The organism is Vreelandella populi, assembly GCF_003989825.1.
GTDB lineage: Bacteria > Pseudomonadota > Gammaproteobacteria > Pseudomonadales > Halomonadaceae > Vreelandella > Vreelandella populi.
In genome coordinates this window covers 468,649-485,937 of record NZ_RZHE01000006.1, presented here as the reverse complement: position 1 = coordinate 485,937, position 17,289 = coordinate 468,649, and the positions used below count along the sequence as shown (strand labels likewise).

The 17,289-nt window shown below is 56.2% G+C and carries 16 protein-coding genes; 10 read left to right on the top strand and 6 right to left on the bottom strand.

The genetic code is table 11. The features are described 5' to 3' along the window. Positions 1 to 8 precede the first annotated feature (8 nt). The 6 genes from dinB (at position 9) to ELY25_RS07185 (ending at position 5,452) form a co-directional block, all read left to right on the top strand. Positions 9 to 1,055, top strand: coding sequence for a DNA polymerase IV (dinB, locus tag ELY25_RS07210; RefSeq protein ID WP_126950597.1), 1,047 nt, complete (start codon positions 9 to 11; stop codon positions 1,053 to 1,055). Positions 1,056 to 1,204: 149 nt separating this feature from the next. Beyond that, positions 1,205 to 2,044, top strand: a complete 840-nt coding sequence (locus ELY25_RS07205; RefSeq protein ID WP_126950596.1) for an alpha/beta fold hydrolase — start codon at positions 1,205 to 1,207, stop codon at positions 2,042 to 2,044. A gap of 9 nt (positions 2,045 to 2,053) precedes the next feature. Then, entirely contained in the window at positions 2,054 to 2,302 is a 249-nt protein-coding gene (locus tag ELY25_RS07200; protein ID WP_126950595.1) for a YkoF family thiamine/hydroxymethylpyrimidine-binding protein, read from the top strand. Between the two features lie 297 nt (positions 2,303 to 2,599). After that, positions 2,600 to 3,616, top strand: a complete 1,017-nt coding sequence (locus ELY25_RS07195) for a TRAP transporter substrate-binding protein (protein ID WP_126950594.1) — start codon at positions 2,600 to 2,602, stop codon at positions 3,614 to 3,616. Then, the gene (locus tag ELY25_RS07190) at positions 3,613 to 4,125 is read left to right on the top strand and encodes a TRAP transporter small permease (protein ID WP_126950593.1); all 513 of its coding nucleotides are present in this window, start codon (positions 3,613 to 3,615) and stop codon (positions 4,123 to 4,125) included. The genes ELY25_RS07195 and ELY25_RS07190 overlap by 4 nt, the downstream gene beginning before the upstream one ends. Before the next feature lie 22 nt (positions 4,126 to 4,147). Further along, entirely contained in the window at positions 4,148 to 5,452 is a 1,305-nt protein-coding gene (locus ELY25_RS07185) for a TRAP transporter large permease (protein ID WP_126950592.1), read from the top strand. A gap of 66 nt (positions 5,453 to 5,518) precedes the next feature. Here ELY25_RS07185 and gabT read toward each other — a convergent pair whose 3' ends face one another. The 6 genes from gabT to csiR all read right to left on the bottom strand — a co-directional run bounded on the left by gabT (position 5,519) and on the right by csiR (position 12,084). Further along, complete coding sequence (gene gabT, locus ELY25_RS07180) at positions 5,519 to 6,793, bottom strand: 4-aminobutyrate--2-oxoglutarate transaminase (RefSeq protein WP_126950591.1); 1,275 nt, start codon at positions 6,791 to 6,793, stop codon at positions 5,519 to 5,521. Positions 6,794 to 6,846: 53 nt separating this feature from the next. Beyond that, entirely contained in the window at positions 6,847 to 7,773 is a 927-nt protein-coding gene (locus tag ELY25_RS07175; RefSeq protein ID WP_126950590.1) for a sensor domain-containing diguanylate cyclase, read from the bottom strand. Further along, positions 7,766 to 8,575, bottom strand: coding sequence for an EAL domain-containing protein (locus ELY25_RS07170; protein WP_126950589.1), 810 nt, complete (start codon positions 8,573 to 8,575; stop codon positions 7,766 to 7,768). Before ELY25_RS07170 ends, ELY25_RS07175 begins: the two co-directional genes overlap by 8 nt. Positions 8,576 to 8,795: 220 nt before the next feature. Further along, a complete protein-coding gene (locus tag ELY25_RS07165) occupies positions 8,796 to 10,010 on the bottom strand; it encodes a CaiB/BaiF CoA transferase family protein (RefSeq protein WP_126950588.1) in 1,215 nt (404 codons plus the stop codon). A gap of 33 nt (positions 10,011 to 10,043) precedes the next feature. Beyond that, positions 10,044 to 11,222 carry an acyl-CoA dehydrogenase gene (locus ELY25_RS07160; RefSeq protein ID WP_126950587.1) on the bottom strand — a complete coding sequence of 393 codons (1,179 nt, stop codon included), beginning with the start codon at positions 11,220 to 11,222 and terminating at the stop codon, positions 10,044 to 10,046. Between the two features lie 172 nt (positions 11,223 to 11,394). Next, positions 11,395 to 12,084, bottom strand: coding sequence for a DNA-binding transcriptional regulator CsiR (gene csiR, locus ELY25_RS07155; RefSeq protein WP_126950833.1), 690 nt, complete (start codon positions 12,082 to 12,084; stop codon positions 11,395 to 11,397). 126 nt (positions 12,085 to 12,210) lie between these two features. Between csiR and lhgO the strand changes: the two genes are divergently transcribed. From lhgO to ELY25_RS07135, 4 genes are all read left to right on the top strand, one after another. Next, positions 12,211 to 13,407: an L-2-hydroxyglutarate oxidase gene (gene lhgO / locus ELY25_RS07150; RefSeq protein ID WP_126950586.1), complete on the top strand. Its 1,197-nt coding sequence runs from the start codon at positions 12,211 to 12,213 to the stop codon at positions 13,405 to 13,407. 122 nt (positions 13,408 to 13,529) lie between these two features. Continuing rightward, entirely contained in the window at positions 13,530 to 14,489 is a 960-nt protein-coding gene (locus ELY25_RS07145; protein ID WP_126950585.1) for a TAXI family TRAP transporter solute-binding subunit, read from the top strand. Between the two features lie 61 nt (positions 14,490 to 14,550). Next, on the top strand, positions 14,551 to 15,075 hold the full coding sequence (locus tag ELY25_RS07140; protein ID WP_126950584.1) for a DUF1850 domain-containing protein: 525 nt from the start codon (positions 14,551 to 14,553) through the stop codon (positions 15,073 to 15,075). A 140-nt stretch (positions 15,076 to 15,215) separates the two neighbouring features. Next, complete coding sequence (locus ELY25_RS07135; protein ID WP_126950583.1) at positions 15,216 to 17,228, top strand: TRAP transporter permease; 2,013 nt, start codon at positions 15,216 to 15,218, stop codon at positions 17,226 to 17,228. Positions 17,229 to 17,289: the final 61 nt, after the last annotated feature.

Sequence of the window (17,289 nt, the reverse complement as noted above, 5' to 3'; positions counted from 1 at the left end):
GGTAGCCAGTGCGCAAAATCATCCACTGCGACTGTGACTGCTTTTATGCGGCGGTAGAAATGCGCGATAACCCGGCGCTCACGGATATTCCCATCGCCATTGGCGGGAGTGTCGAGCAGCGCGGGGTGGTCGCCACCTGCAACTATCCTGCCCGCGAATATGGCATTCATTCGGCGATGCCCATGGCGCAGGCGCTCAAGCGATGCCCGCACCTGACGTTGATTCGTGGTGATATGGCCAAGTACAAGGTCGTAGCGCGGCAGGTATTTGCGATCTATCGCGAGGTGACGGACCTGATCGAGCCGCTGTCGCTGGATGAGGCGTTTCTGGATGTCTCGAATGTCTCCCTCTACCAGGGCAGCGCCACGCGCATGGCTCAGGCGATTCGCGAGCGTGTCAGCCGAGAGGTAGGCATTACCGTATCGGCAGGCGTTGCCCCCAATAAATTTCTCGCCAAGATCGCCAGTGACTGGAACAAGCCCGACGGCCTATGCGTGATTACGCCAGGTGAAGTCGAGCACTTTGTGCAGGCGCTGTCGGTCAAGAAGATTCATGGGGTTGGCCCACGCACCGCCGAAAAAATGGCGCGGCTGGATATTCATACCTGTGCGGATCTGCGCGCCCGCCCGCTGACCGAGCTGGTGGAGCACTTTGGCCGCTTTGGCAAGCGCCTGCACGAGCTGAGCTTTGGCCATGACGAGCGGCCGGTTAAAACCCACCGGGAACGTAAATCGGTAAGTACCGAGCAAACCTATGCCAAGGACCTGCCCACGCTTGAGACGTGCCGGAAGGAACTGCCTGCTCTTCTTGAGGATCTGGAGCGCCGTTACGCCCGCCTTGACCCACCGCCTGGGGTGAGAGGGTTAATGGTCAAAGTGAAATTCAATGATTTTACCCAAACCACCGTGGAACACGCGGACCCGGCGCCCAACCTTGAGCAGTTCGAAACGCTGTTGAACGTGGGCTGGGCGCGTGGTAAGCGGCCGGTACGGCTGCTGGGCGTGGGCTACCGTCTGGCAGAAACGGCGCCTGCCGAGCAGCTGTCGTTGTTTTAGGCGTTTTCGTTAGCCTGTTAATACCTATGTCGATTGACGCATTCACAAGGCCGCGTTAAAACAGACGTATGATAGAGGCAGTGTCGCTATATCGGCACCCGCAACGACTGTTAAAGCCAGGTAAAAAGCAAAGGTTTCAGAACTACACTATGACACCAATAACGACAACAACCGCTTCACGCCCCCGGCTGGTATTTGCCCATGCCAACGGTTTCCCCGGCCTGAGCTACAAGAGCCTGCTGGCGCCGCTGGCCAATACCTTTGAAGTTACTCCCCTGGACCGGCTGGGCCATCACCCGGACTACCCGGTGAACCACAACTGGGCCAACCTGGTCGATGAGCTATTAAGTTATCTGCCGGAATCTGATACGCCGCTGCTTGGTGTCGGCCACTCGCTGGGCGGTACCCTGATGGCCATGGCCGCCGACAAAAAACCTGATCGCTTCTGCGGGGTGATCATGCTCGATCCGCCGCTGATGCTGGGGCCAGATGCCTGGGCCATGAAGGCCGCCAAGCGGTTTGGCTTTATTGATCGTATAACGCCCGCGGGCAAGACCCAGGGGCGGCGCAGCGTATGGCCAAGCCGCGAGGTCATGGCCAAGTATTTAAGCCGGCGCGGGCTTTTCCGCCGCTTTACCCCTGACGCGCTTAACGACTACATTGAAGCAGGCACCCGGCTTTTGGAGGATGGCAGCGCCGAGCTGACGTTTGATCCGCGTATTGAGGTGGAGATCTTCCGCCATCTGCCGGACCACCTATCCCGCCTGCCCAGCCGGGTAGGCGTGCCGCTTGAGCTGGTGGCGGGGCAGGATTCGCACTTACTGACCGCTTCGCGCATCAAGCGGCTAAGGCGTAAGGGCCTGAAGGTAGAGGAGGTGCCCGGCACGCATATGTTCCCCATGGAGCATCCGGATGAAACTCGTGCTGCCATTCTGGCCGCCTGGCAGCGCTTGTCGAGCGCGCCCGGCAGACCATCACACACAGCGTAAGGAGGCGTTATGTATCTTTCCGTACAGCTTAGCTACTACCCGTTGACCGATGACTTCAAACCGGTAGTCAAAGAAGTGGTCAAGCGCCTTGAAGCAACGGGGCTGGAAGTGTACCCCAACCGAATGAGCACCCAGGTATTTGGTGAGTTCGATGCAGTAATGACTGCCTTGAGCGAGGTCATGAAGTGGTCGTTTGAGACTTACGGCAAGGCGGTTTTTACGGCGAATTTTCTTGAGGGAGATCGCCGGCCGCGCTAGCCGAGCCCGGGGTATGATCGTTTTATCTAAAGCGCCGCTCTAATAGAGGCGCTTTTTTTGTGCCATGTGGTTATGACCATATTTGATGTTTGAGCTGCTCTTTTCCAAGATGAAAATCGCCGTTTCGTTCCTGTAGATGTAAAGTTTAATTATCGTGAAAGGTAAATAATACTTTAGTTTCTGGCCGTGTGGGTGTCGCGTTCAGAGGCTTTTGAGTCGTTTGTAAAAATAAATGGCTTGCCGATAAAGGTACATTGAAAACGACATTTAATAAAAATCGGCAGAGAATCTGACTTCATGACAACGCTAAAACTCCATAACCATCGGTTCAACGCCGGTAAAAGTCTTATCGCCGCGCTGGGGCTTGCGATCGTTAGCGGCCAGGCGTATGCCCAGTCGTTCAGCCTGGATTTTTCAAACGAATACAACGCAAGCTCGATTCACGCCCAAGGGGACGCCTACTTTATCGACAAGGTAAAAGAGCTGACCGACGGCGACATCAGCATTACCCTGCATACCGGTGGCGCGCTGGGATTTAACTCCGGCGATCACTTCTACGCTGTGGCGGACGGCGCTGTCGATATCGCGGATACGCTTTCAGGCACCATGAGTGGGGTAGACTCAATCTTTTTGCTCTCCTCCTTGCCGTTTCTGGTCAACGATATCGAGGATGCCCGCCAGCTTTATGATATCGCCAAACCCTATTACGAAGCAGTATTCGAAGATAACGATCAGGTGCTGCTCTACGCCTCGCCCTGGCCGCCCAGCGGTATCTGGTCGAAAGATGCGATCGACAGCGCCGATGATCTGACGAGTCTCAAAATTCGTACCTTTGACCGCAGCGGCACCGAAACTTTTAGAAACGCTGGCGCCTCGCCGGTGAGCCTCTCTTGGGGCGATGTGGTGCCGCAATTGGCCACCGGAGGCATTAGCGCCGTGCTGACCTCTGCCGAAGCCGGCGCCAACGCCAGTTTCTGGGAGCATCAAAACCACTTCTCTGCCGTTCAGTACGCTATCCCGCTCAACATGGTGCACATGAACAAGGCCGTGTTCGACTCGTTCAGCGAAGAGCAGCAGCAGGCGGTTCTGGAAGCCGCTCGCCTGACCGACCAGCATAACTGGGCGGCCGTTGAAACGCGCACCGAAGAGAACTACCAGGTGCTGGCAGAGAACAACGTTGAAGTGAGTGACCCGGTAGCGCAAGACCTGACCGATGCACTCTCCGAGGCATCGGCCAGCGTGATCGAAAACTGGCTGGGGAGTACCGGCGACACCGGCGAGACGATCATGGATGAGTTTCGAGGCCAGCAATGAGGTTTTTCGAGCCCATAGAAAAAGCATCGACATTGCTCAATCGGGTGGGCGCCTTGATTGCCGTGGCGCTCATCATTTACATGTTTGGCCATATCATCCTCGAAATCGTTATGCGGCTGTTTGGCCGCTCGACCTTCATTTTGGATGAGTATATCGGCTACGCCGTGGCCACCATGGCGTTTATGGGGCTTCCCTACGTGCTCGAAAAGGGCGGCTTAATTCGGGTGTCGCTGCTCATGGAGCGCATTTCCGTATCCAGGCGGTGGCCGCTGGAGCTGTTTAGCAGCCTGGTCACTGCCGGCTGCTTTTTATGGCTCTCAACGTTCTGGCTGCAAAACGTTCAACGCAGCTATCAGCGCGGTGTGGTGAGTGAGACGCTGGCCGAAACGCCTATCTGGCTTCCCGAAGGTGCCATTCTCATCGGCATGTGGCTGATTTCCTTCACGCTGCTGGTGAGATCAATAAAAATCATTTTACTGCGCTCGCGGTATTCACCTAACACGGCCTAGGCCTGGCTAACAGGAACGGACTATGGATATTTTCTGGACGGCCGTTGGCGTGGCGCTGCTGCTGGTGTTTTTCCTGTCCATGGGGACGTGGATATTTGCCTCGATGCTGGCAATTTCCATCGGCTCGCTTTGGATTTTCGGGGACTTCAGCGCTGACCGTATCGGTTTGATCTTCTCGCGTATTTTGTATCGTGCCAGCAATAGTTGGGAGCTTTCGGCGATCCCACTGTTCATCTTGATGGGCGAGCTGATCTTTCGCTCCAATCTTTCAGAACGCTTGTTCAAGGGGCTGGTGCCCATTACCAGCCGTCTGCCGGGCGGCATTCTGCATACCAACGTGCTGGGCTGTACGCTGTTTGCTGCGGTAAGCGGCTCGAGTGCTGCCACCACCGCCACTATTGGCAAGATAACCACGCAAGAGCTCAAGCAGCGCGGCTACGACCGGCACCTGTCGATTGGGTCGCTTGCCGGTGCCGGTAGCCTGGGCTTGCTGATTCCGCCGTCGATCGTCATGATCGTGTACGGGGTACAGGCGGAGGTATCGATCAGCCGGTTGTTCATGGCGGGCGTGGTGCCAGGGCTTGTGATTGCGCTGCTGTACAGCGTTTATATCGGCATACGCGCCACGCTCTCACCGGCGCTTGCACCCAAACAAATAGCGCACGGGCAATCCATCGGCCAGTCGATTCTGCTGCTGTTGCCGATCCTCATGCTGATCTCGATCGTGATCGGTTCGATTTACACCGGTATCGCCACGCCTTCCGAGGCGGCGGCGGTGGGTGTTGCGGCCACGCTGGTGCTGCTGGGCGTTGAGCGGCAGATCAATCTGGCCATGTTGACCGAGGCGTTTCGGGGAACGCTGATCACCTCGATCATGGTGTGTAGCCTTTTGATCACGGCAAGCCTGCTGTCGACGGCGATGGGGTATCTACACCTGCCGCGGGAGCTTGCCAGCTGGATCGCCGAGCAGAACTTTAGCCCGACCATGCTGTTGTTGGCGCTGGCGGTGTTCTACATCGTGCTTGGGCTCTTTCTGGACGGTATCTCGATCACCGTCATGAGCCTGCCCATTACGCTGCCGATCGTGCTGCTGGCAGGGTTCGATCCGATCTGGTTCGGTATTTTCCTGATCATCATGATCGAGCTTGGCCAGATTACCCCGCCAGTGGGCTTCAACCTCTTCGTGCTGCAAAGCCTGACCGGGGAGAGCATTGGCCGCGTAGCTTGGGCGGCGCTGCCTTTCTTTTTGCTGATGTGCATGGCGGCTATCATCATCAGCGTCTGGCCCGACCTGGTGCTTTGGCTGCCGCGCTTCATGAACGGCTGAGCCGTTAGCTCCGGGTAGATACAAGAACGCCGCCCCACTGGGCGGCGTTCTTGCGTTCAGGCCGTGTTAAATCAGCGACTCTAAACAGGATTCGATGATATCGAGTCCTTCGTTTAACACATCATCTTCGATGGTGATGGGCATCAGAAAGCGGATGGTATTGCCGTACATGCCGCAGGAGAGCAGGATCAGGCCCTCTTCTCGGGCTTTCCTGCACAAAGCCCCGGCAAGCTCTGCGTCAGGCGTGCGGGTATTTTTGTCGGACACCATTTCAAAAGCGGCCATGGCGCCCATATGGCGCACGTTATCCACAAAGGCGTAGCGGGCCTGCCACTGTTTAAAGCGCTTGGACAGATTTTCGCCCAGTGCCCGGCTTCTTTCCAGAATGTTCTCTTCTTCGAAAACGTCCATCACGGCCAGTGCTGCTGCACAGGCGGTAGGGCTTCCGGTGTAAGTACCGCCCAGCGAGTTGGGACCTGAAGCGTCCATGAGGCGATCGGTACCTACCACGGCTGAAATCGGCATGCCGTCGGCCATGCTCTTGGCCATGGTCATGATGTCGGGTTCAACGCCGCTGTGCTCAATGGCGAACATCTTGCCGGTGCGCCCGAAGCCGGACTGCACTTCGTCGATGATCATCAGAATGCCGAGCTCATCGCAGATGGCACGGATCCTCTCCAAAAAGGTGGTGGGTGCCGGATAGAAGCCGCCTTCGCCCAGTACGGGTTCGAGAATGATGGCTGCGGTGTTTGAGGGGCCGGCATCGGTTTTCAGCGCCATCATTAGACCGCGAATTGCCTCATCTTCGCTTATTCCGTGGTAATCCACAGGGTAAGGGGCGCGAAACACGGTGCCGGGCATAGGGCCGAAGTCGGTCTGGTAGGGTGCTACCTTGCCGTTCATCGCCATGGTGAAGAAGGTGCGGCCGTGGTAGCCGCCATCAAAGCAGATAATGTTAGGGCGGCCAGTCGCCGCACGGGCTATCTTGACCGCATTTTCCAGCGCTTCAGCGCCGGAGTTGGCCAGCATGACCTTGGCATGCCCGCGTACCGGCACCAGGTGGCTGAGCCTTTCGGCCACTCGGACATAGCCTTCATAGGGCATGACCGTTTGGCAGGTGTGCATCGCTTTGTCGAGCTGCGCCTTGACGGCCGCGACCACCTTGGGATGTCGGTGGCCGATATTGAGAACGCCGATGCCACCGGCAAAGTCGATAAACCGGTTGCCGTCGGCGTCCCATATTTCGGCGTTTTCGGCATGGTCGGCAAATGCGGTTGCCGGGCTCGCGGCACCGTTGGCCACGTACTTGCGCTTTAGTTCGTTCAGCTCAGCATTGCTCATGATTCAACTCCTCAAACGAGTCGTTTTAACATAGCGGACGCTGGCGTAACTCACTAGGCAATCATGGCGCCATTTCCGCCAGCTTCCTTGACCCGGTACATGGCATCGTCAGCCTGATCCAAAAGGCAACGATTGGTTGTTTCAACGTAGCATGCAATCCCAGCGGAAACAGTAACCACTAGCTGCTGGCTGGTAAAACGCGTGGTGGCTATTGCGTCACACACTCGCTCCATGGCCCGTTTTGCCGCACTGGTGTCGACCTCGGGCATGATCACCAAAAACTCTTCACCCCCCAAGCGTACCTGAATATCCGTGGTGCGCAGGGTTTTGCCTACCACTGCCGTGACCTCTTTAAGTACGCTGTCGCCCGTGCCATGACCATAAGTATCATTGATGGCCTTGAAGCTATCCAGGTCAAAGATAGCGATACTCATGGTGTTGCCATACCGTTTACAGCGCTGAAGCTCTTCTTCCAAACGCTTAAGGCCCGCCCGGCGATTGAATAAGCCGGTTAACTCGTCATGATGAGCAAGGTAATCAAGACGCTGATTGGCCTGTTTCAAGCGCTCTTCCAACTGTTTGCGTTCGGTGATATCGACAATAAACGTTACCTTGCGTGGCCGCCCATCATCGCCCTCAATGCGTGCAGCTTCAGCAATGACGGTGCGCTTTTCACCCTGCTTGTCGTGTACCTCCCACTCTTGGCGCAGCTCCTGGTCGCAGTTGCCCTGAATAAACTCCTCATGAAGGGATGTCAGCTTATCGCGGTTGGCGGGGGATACCATCAGAGTGAAATGCTTTTCCAGCAGCTCCTCTTCACAGTAGCCGTAAAAGTTGCAGTAAGCGGCATTGACCATTTCAAAATGGCCGTCAGGGTCGGTTATGCAGATACCTAAGGGGGCGGTCGAAATAATATTCTCGGTATTACGCTTTGAACGTGAGAATAGTTGATAGATTTGCTCAAGGCCTTTATCAATCATGGAGGCCTCCTTGGCTTGCCGTTAAACGCGCTTCATCGCGCAGGGCGGCTAGCTGGGGCGCCAGATTTTCTCCCAACGAATTAACCTTGGGTTTGGCGTAGTAAAACCCCTGTTGGCGCATAATCCCCGCTTGGGCCAGCCACAGTGCCTCGGCATGAGTTTCCACGCCTTCAGCAATCAATTGCGTATCCAACTGCTGGGCCAGTGAGATAAGCGCTTTTAAAAGGGCCTGACGGCGCAAGTCATGGTCGCAGTTCATGACCAGTTCGCGGTCAATCTTGAGTTTATCCGGGGTGAGGTCGGTTAACAGATCAAGGTTGGCGTAGCCGTTGCCAAAATCATCCAGCGCGGTCTTGAATCCCATCGACCGATAGACGTCGATGATACTGCGCAGATGCTGGCGGTCTGTAACACGTTCGGTTTCGGTGATTTCAAAAATAAGCCGTTCAATCGGCCAGCCCACCTGGCGTGAAATAGCCAACGTGGCCTGAATACAGGCTTCAGGTTCGTAAACTGCGTTGGGTAGGAAATTAATCGAAAGGTCTGCTTGCATGCCAAGCTGGCTTGCCATTTCGATGGCTTTCACACGGCAAGCCTGATCAAACCGGTAGAGAAGATCAGGCGTTACCTGAGACAGAACGCTCCAGGCGGATTCACCTTCCGGCCCGCGAACCAAGGCTTCATAAGCCTCTACACTGGCAGTGGAAAGGTTGACGATAGGTTGAAATGCCATGGTAAAAGCAAACGGCAGGTCGCCTTCACAGCGATTGCAGTGCCCATTCACGCGTGCGCAATGACTCATAAAGCCTCCATGCTTGCTATGCCCGCCCAATTCCTTGTTGAAAATACTTATTGTTTACAAAGTGATACATTAATGTAAAACCTTGGTATTGTAGCGGATGAACGCGGCTTGGGATGAAATTTTTAACTTTTATCGATTATGTAAAACATTAGGTAACACCAAAAAGCGCCCATAAGGGCGCTTAAAAATAGTAAACCAATGGGTTCCTTAAAACTTCTGATTAAATAATGCCTGCCTTACGCAGTGCCTGCTGTTGGGCCGGCGTAATACCTATATCGTTTAATACGTGTTCGGTATGCTCACCCAGACTTGGCGGCGCCGTGCTGGCGCTTAATGACTGCCCATTAATGCGAATGGGGTTGGCGACAAGATCTACCTGGCCTGCCTGAGTGTGTGGCAGGGTCTGCTTTAAGCCGCGCGCTTGGACATGCGGGTCATCGAACACCCGGTCGAGGGTATTGATGGGGCCGCAAGGCACCCCTACCGCTTCGAAAGCCGCAAGCCACTCATCGATATTACGCTGAGCCAGTGCTGCCTCAAGCACAGGCACCAGACTTTCCCGGTGATTGACGCGCGCCCTGTTGGTGGCAAACCGTTCATCAACGGCCAAATGCCCTAATGAAAGCACCTCGCAAAAGCGCCTGAACTGTTCATCATTACCCACTGCGACAATGATGTGACCATCCGCGGTAGCAAACGCCTGGTAGGGCACAATATTGGGGTGGGCATTGCCCAGGCGTTGGGGCACGTTGCCTGAGGTTAAGTAGTTAAGCGCCTGATTAGCTAGCACGCCCACCTGAACATCCATCAATGCCATATCGATATGGCAGCCCGTACCGGTATCACGGCGCTGATAAAGCGCCGCCAAAACGGCGTTGGCGGCATACAGGCCGGTGAAAATATCGGTAAAGGCCACGCCACTTTTGACCGGGCCGCCGCCCGGCTCACCGTCGGGTTTGCCGGTTAAGCTCATGATTCCACCCATCGCTTGAATCATGAAGTCGTAACCTGCCCGGTGGGCGTAGGGGCTCTCCTGCCCAAAGCCGGTGATTGAGCAGTAGACAAGCTTTGGGTTGAGCTCTTTCAGACTTGCGTAATCCAGGCCGTACTTCTTCAGCCCACCGACTTTAAAGTTCTCAAGCAGCACATCCGATTGGGCGACCAGTTGCCTGATAAGCGCCTGGCCTTCCGGCTTGGCCATATCAATAGTGACCGAACGCTTGCCCCGGTTGGCGCACAGGTAATAGGCCGACTCCGCCGTGCCTTCAAGCCAGGGAGGCCCCCAGTGACGCGTATCGTCACCGGCGACAGGGCGCTCAACCTTGATCACATCGGCGCCCATGTCGGCGAGCATCTGGCCACACCACGGGCCTGCTAGCACCCGTGAAATATCGAGTACCTTGATGCCCGCCAGCGGTTTGGAAGGAGTGCTCATGGTGATTCCTTTGGCCTGTCGGGTAAAAACGCCCTAGAAGAACGACTGAATGCCGGTCTGTGCACGGCCCAGAATCAGCGCATGGACATCGTGAGTACCTTCGTAGGTATTCACCGACTCCAGGTTCACCATATGCCGAATCACGCCGTACTCATCGGACACGCCGTTACCGCCGTGCATATCCCGCGACATGCGCGCAATATCCAGTGCCTTGCCGCAGTTGTTGCGCTTGATCAGCGAGACCATTTCCGGCGTCCAGTTGCCGCTATCCATCAATCGGCCTACCTGCAGCGCGGCCTGAAGGCCTAGAGTGATTTCCGTCTGCATATCGGCGAGCTTCTTCTGAACCAGCTGGTTGGCGGCCAGGGGGCGACCAAACTGCTTGCGGTCCAGCGTGTATTGGCGGGCGGCGTGCCAGCAGAATTCGGCCGTGCCCATTACGCCCCAGGCGATGCCGTAGCGCGCTTTGTTCAAGCAGCCAAACGGGCCTTTCAGACCGCTGACGTTAGGCAGCAGGTTCTCTTCGGGCACAAACGCACCATCCAGCACGATTTCACCGGTAATCGAGGCGCGAAGCGACACCTTGCCTTCAATTTTCGGGGTGGAGAAACCTTCAGTGCCGCGCTCTACGATAAAGCCTTTGATCTGGTTGTCGTGGGCAGCAGATTTGGCCCATACCACGGCGATATCAGCAATCGGGCTGTTGGTAATCCACATTTTAGCGCCGGTTAGCAGGTAGCCGCCGTCGACTTTTTCAGCGCGGGTAATCATAGAGCCGGGGTCGGAGCCGTGGTCTGGCTCGGTCAGGCCAAAGCAGCCGACCATTTCGCCGCTGGCAAGTTTGGGCAGGTACTTTTGCTTTTGCTCTTCAGAGCCGTACGTCTCGATGGGGTACATCACCAGCGACGACTGCACGCTCATGGCCGAGCGGTAGCCGGAATCTACGCGCTCTACTTCGCGGGCGATCAGGCCGTAAGCCACGTGATTGACGCCCGCGCCGCCGTACTCTTCAGCCACGGTAGCGCCCAAAAGGCCCAGTTCGCCCATTTCAGACATGATCTCGCGATCAAAGCGCTCCTCACGGAAAGCACTCAGTACGCGGGGCTGGAGATTTTCCTGGCAGTAGTCGTGGGCCGCGTCGCGAATCTGGCGCTCTTCGTCGGTGAGCTGTTGCTCCAGCAGTAACGGGTCATCCCAGTTGAAATGTGTCATTACGAAGCTCCTGGCTAGTTCTTAAGAAGAATTCTTGAGGAAAGCATTTCGCGTAGACACACCCAGGCGCCCACGACGATCCATTGATCTACTACGTAGTTAAAAACCGTGCAAGTAAAGCCAATGTATCGCCGTTATTTAAAAATATCTACATTTTTTTAAAATGCAGAATTTAGCTGATTCCTCGGTCTTGAAGCACTCGGGTAATGATGGGAACGGGCGTCATCAGGTGATCGCGCATCAAGATCGCAGCCTTTTCGGCATCACGCGCTAGAATTACCTCCACTAGCGCGGCGTGTTCCTGGCGTTTTTGCTCAAGCGCGGCTGGCGACATGACGGTTTCCTGGAGCCACAGGTGACGATAGCGCTCAACTTGATCAAACAGCGTATTGCGCATCTGCAGCAGGTGAGGGGAGTTGCAGCCGCTCGCGATGGCGGTATGAAAGGCTTTATGGCGCAGATCCCAGCCATCCAGCAGCTCATCGGGCGAGCTGATATCGGTTACCTTGGCAAGCCGGTGGGCCGTGGCCAGCACCGACGCTTCCCAGTCGTCGTCGCCCCGCTCGATGGCCAGGCGCAAAATCAGGCCTTCCAGCTGGGCGCGGGCATCATAAATATCGTTGAGTTCGGCAAGCGACATGGGGGCCACGCGGTAACCGCGCTGGCTAATCGCCACCACCAGCCGATCGGCGACCAGTTGGGAAAGGGCTTCGCGCAGCGGCCCCGTGCTAACCCCGTAGCACTCTTTCAGGCGACTCATCAAAAGCTTTTCTTTAGGCGCGTAGCGGCCACGGATAATATCGTGCTTGAGCGTGCGATAAGCGCTAATCGCTAGGTTCTGACGCGGCGCATCTTGCTCCATGGCAATCTCCATAGCATTTTTCATAACCACGCGGCTCTCTGGTGCGATGATGGCAAACAGGCGAAGATGGAAGAATAACGGCTATTATCAATAAATTTTAACAATTTGGCACAGGAAGCGTTATTAATGTGGGATTTCATCATTATTGGCGGGGGAATTCTGGGCATGTCGACCGCCATGCAATTGCAGCAGACGTACCCCGACAAGCGCCTGCTTGTGCTGGAAAAAGAGAGCGGCCCCGCGCAGCACCAAACCGGCCATAACAGCGGCGTCATTCATGCCGGGGTGTATTACACGCCGGGGAGCTTAAAGGCCAAGTTCTGCCTTGAGGGAAATCGCGCTACCCGCGAGTTCTGTGATCGGCATGGGGTGGATTACACCATCTGTGGCAAGCTTTTGGTGGCTACCAACGCTCTGGAAACCGAGCGTATGCAGGCGCTTTGGGAGCGTACGGCGGCCAATGGGCTTGAGCGCGAGTGGTTAAGCGCTGAGGCGCTTAAAGAGCGCGAGCCGAATATCCGCGGGGAAGCCGGGATTCTTGTGCCTTCAAGCGGCATCGTCAACTATGCCCAGGTTACCCGTGCCATGGCGGCGGAGTTTGAGCGACTGGGCGGTAAAATCCAGTATGGGGTTGAGGTGAGGGGGTTGGAAGAGCGGCGTACCGAGGTGGTGGTGACTACCTCTAACGATACCTTCTCAAGCCGCTATCTGGTGACCTGTGCCGGGTTGATGGCCGACCGGGTGATTCGTATGCTGGGCCAGGATCCTGGCTTTACCATCTGCCCGTTCCGAGGCGAATACTACCTGTTGCCCGAGAAGCATAATCACATCGTCAACCATCTGATTTATCCCATTCCTGATCCGGCCATGCCCTTTCTGGGCGTACACCTGACCCGCATGATCGACGGCAGCGTGACGGTGGGCCCCAATGCGGTGCTGGCGCTCAAGCGTGAAGGTTACCGCAAGCAGGATATATCGCTGCGCGATATGGGGCAGATGTTCACCCACCCGGGGATTTTAAAAGTGCTGGGCAAACACCTTAAACCGGGGCTTGGCGAAATGAAAAACTCGTTTTACAAGCGTGGCTATCTGGAACTTATACGCAAATACTGCCCGCAATTAAGTCTTGAAGATCTCAAACCTTACCCGGCGGGCGTTCGTGCGCAGGCAGTCTCTAAAGCGGGCAAGCTTGTGGATGACTTTGTGTTCGTGAATACACGCCGAACGGTGAACGTAGGCAATGCGCCTTCACCGGCGGCCACCTCGGCGCTGCCCATCGGTGCGCATATTACTCAACAGGTCGTGGCACTATTGTCCCATTAACATCGACGCACAAGCCGTGCTAACTTCATTCTACCGCTTCTGATGGAACAGGAGCGGCGGGCTCCACACCTCCCTATCGTCAAACCATACCTATAAGTCCAAGCAGGACGGAGGCAATACGCATGAAAACATTAAAATATGCAGCCGCAGCATCCATGCTAGTCGTCGCTTTACCGGCCAGTGCTCAACAACTTTCAATTGCAACGGGCGGTACCGGTGGCGTTTATTACCCCATCGGTGGCGGCCTTGCGGAAATGATTAATAACCATATCGAAGGTGCTCAGGCGACCGCCGAAGTGACGGGTGCGTCGGTTGAGAACATGGGACTGATCATGCGCGGGGATGCTGACCTAGCCCTGGCGTTGGCCGATACGGTGTATCAGGCGTATACCGGCACGGGGGACTTTGAAGGCCGCCAGATTGAAAATACCCGTGCTCTGGCGTCGGTATACCCCAACGCGGTTCAGCTGGTAACGCTTGCTGAGTCGGATATTGAATCCATTGCGGATCTCGCCGGTAAACGTGTATCGGTAGGCGCACCGGGAAGCGGGACAGAGCTTAATGCCCGCGCGGTACTGGAAGCCAACGGCATCAGCTACAGCGATTTTACCCCTCAGCGACTCAACTTTAACGAAACCGCCGATGCTATCCGCGACGGTGATATCGATGCCGGTTTCTGGAGCGTTGGCCCGCCCACCAGCTCCATTCTTAACCTGGCGGCCACGCGCGATATTCGCCTGATCGGTTTGTCGGATGAAGAAATTGCTAATGCCCAGGAAGAAGAAGCGGTTTTCGCCCCCTACGAACTGGCCGCCGGTATGTATGACGGCATGGAAGAAGCGGTTCAGACCATCGGTATCCCCAACGTATTGGTGGTTAACGCCGATATGGATGAAGAGCTGGCGTACCAACTGACCCAACTGCTGTTTGAAAACACCGATGAGCTGATCGCAGTACACCCGGCAGCCAATGACACCACGGTTGATTTCACCATGAACTCAACGCCAGTGCCGCTGCATCCGGGCGCTATTCGCTATTTTGAAGAAACCGGTGTCGAGATTCCGGATCGTCTTCGCCCATAACGGTCGAGTATGCAGCTGCTAAGCGGCTGTTTTGCAAATAGCTAATGAAGGGCATTTCGCCATGCAGCGGCAACAACGACGACTGATGGCGCTTTTGTTCATATGCATGCCGTTCGCCGAAGTCGGGGCTTCCCCTGCTTCGGCGTCTGCGTCTTGGCGGCTTTCGGTCACTACCGAGCAGGGCGAGACGCTGTTAGACGAGCAGGCGCCCGCCGGGGCACGCTGGTGTATTGAATGGAAGCACTCGGTCAAGCATTTCACGGTGCTGGACTGCTATCGCAATGAGGCAGGTGTCATGCAACTGGAACGCAGTCACCAGCCTGATTTTGCAGCAGGGCTTGGGCATATGTTTGGCCGGGGAGAGCAGACGTCTGACGGCCAGGGAGGCTATTGGATCAATGCGATCAACGAGCCTGTCGCCAACAATCGCTATCTTCTGCGTGTCGGCTCACCGGCAGTCAATCATCAGGTGGTATGGCCTGATGGCGAGCATCCAGCTATCAGTTTAAGCGAGCAGGCGGCCGGGCGGCGGGTGACGATCCAGCTCATAGACGATTCGCAATCGACAGACAATTCACCGCGCTGAATACGGAAAGCTTAATAAACCTGATGTAAATAAATACGCAGACAATAAAAAAACGCAGCACTACCACTAGGCCGCTAGAGCTTAAGCAACCAAAACACCGATCAGTAAAAACAAGCTAGACAACATTTTCCGAGGACTTCATGAACGAATCCAATCCACCGCCGGTATTAATGCCAGGCGGTAATGCGATTCAACCGCGCGTGGTGCTGTGGCTTATCACCATTGTGGCGGTAGGACTTTCCCTGTTCCAACTTTACTCCGCCGGCATTCAGCCGTTGGGGCTGTTTTACCAGCGTGGCATTCACCTGGCATTGATCATGCTGCTGGCATTCCTGATGTTTCCCGCCTTTGGGCCAAACCGCAAGCGCGGGGTGCTGGGCTGGGGAATTGATCTGGTGTTCTTTGCAGGGGCCTTGATCACCGGCGGCTATCTGGTGCTCTTTTTAGATGAAATCTTCAGCCGGGCCGGGTTCTGGAGCGACACCGACATTCTGGTGGCCTGCATCGCCACGGTCACGGTGCTGGAAGCTAGCCGCCGTGCCGTGGGTCTTGGCATGACAATTATCGGCGTGCTGGCTATCGTGTATGCGTTTGCCGGGCCGCGTGGCGAACTGCCCTGGCTGGGAGAATGGCTGCCCGGCATCTTGAATCACCGTGGCTATACGCTTGACCGGGTCGCCGGGCAGCTCTACCTGGGCCAGGAAGGTATCTTCGGCCTGCCGCTGGGTGTGGCGGCCACCTACATCTTTATCTTTGTGCTGTTTGGCGCCTTTCTAGAAAGCACTGGGGCGGGCAAGTTCTTTATCGATATGGCCTACGCCGCGACCGGACGCCAGCGTGGCGGCCCGGCAAAAGCCGCTGTGCTTGCCTCGGCGGGTATGGGTTCTATCTCGGGCAGCGCGATTGCCAACGTGGTAACGACGGGCGCCTTTACCATTCCCCTGATGAAAAAACTTGGCTATCAGCCCAAGCAGGCGGGCGGCATCGAAGCAGCGGCCTCTACCGGTGGGCAAATCATGCCGCCACTGATGGGTGCTGGCGCCTTCCTGATCGCTGAATACACCAATACGCCGTACCTGAATATCGTCAAGATCAGTATCCTGCCAGCGATTATGTACTTCGCGACGGTTTACCTGTTTGTACATATTATTGCTCTTAAACAGGGTATGCAGGGCATGCCGAGAAGCGAGCTGCCGCAAATGCGCCAGGTCATGAAAGATGGCTGGCATTTCCTGCTGCCGCTGGCTGTGTTGGTGTGGCTTCTGGTGATGAACCTGTCGCCCATGCGGGTAGGTTATTACGCGGTCATCACCATGGTAGCCGTGGCCGTCATACGCTATGCGCTATGGTACTTCTTTGTAGCGCCTAAGCAGGGCCAGCCGGTGACGCTTAGCCGGACAAAGGACGTTATCTGGGCCGGGTTAACCAAACTGGTGGAAGGGCTTGAACTGGGCGCCCGTAATGCCGTTGCGGTTTCCATGGCCTGCGCAGTGGCGGGTATTATCGTCGGCGTTGTGGGTTTGACGGGCCTGGGGCTTAAATTCTCCTCCATGATGCTGGCGTTCTCAGGCGGTAACCTGGTGCTGGCGCTGGTCATGGTGCTGCTGGCTAGCCTGATCCTGGGGATGGGACTTCCGGTCACCGCAAGCTACATTGTGCTAATTGTTCTGGTAGGTCCGGCACTGACGTCTGAATTTGGCGTGCCACTCTTGATCGCTCACCTGGTGGTGTTCTGGTATTCCCAGGACTCTAACGTGACGCCGCCCATTGCCCTGGCGGGGTTTGCCGGGGCGGCCATCGCGGGCAGTAAACCCATGGAGACCGGCTTCCAGGCCTGGAAGTTCGCCAAAGGGCTTTATCTGATTCCGCTGTTTATGGTCTTCAACCCTGAGATTATCGTGGGTGGGCCAGTGCTGGTGGTTGCCTGGAACGCGGTGATTGCCATTCTGGCACTGTGTGCCTTTGCTGCGGCTTTGGAAGGGTACCTGTTTACCCGCATGGCGTGGCTGCCGCGCCTGGCGATCACTGCCGCTATCTTCGGCGTTTTCTATCCAAGCCTTCTGACCGAGGTGCTTGGCGTATTGGTCATGGTGGTGGTGATCGGCCTGAACTGGCAAGCCAGCAAGCGTGAGGCGCCTGCCGCCGTAGCGTAAGGCGGCAACCGTCTGCCTTGCATCATGCAATAAAAAAGCCCGGAAACCATTAGGTTTCCGG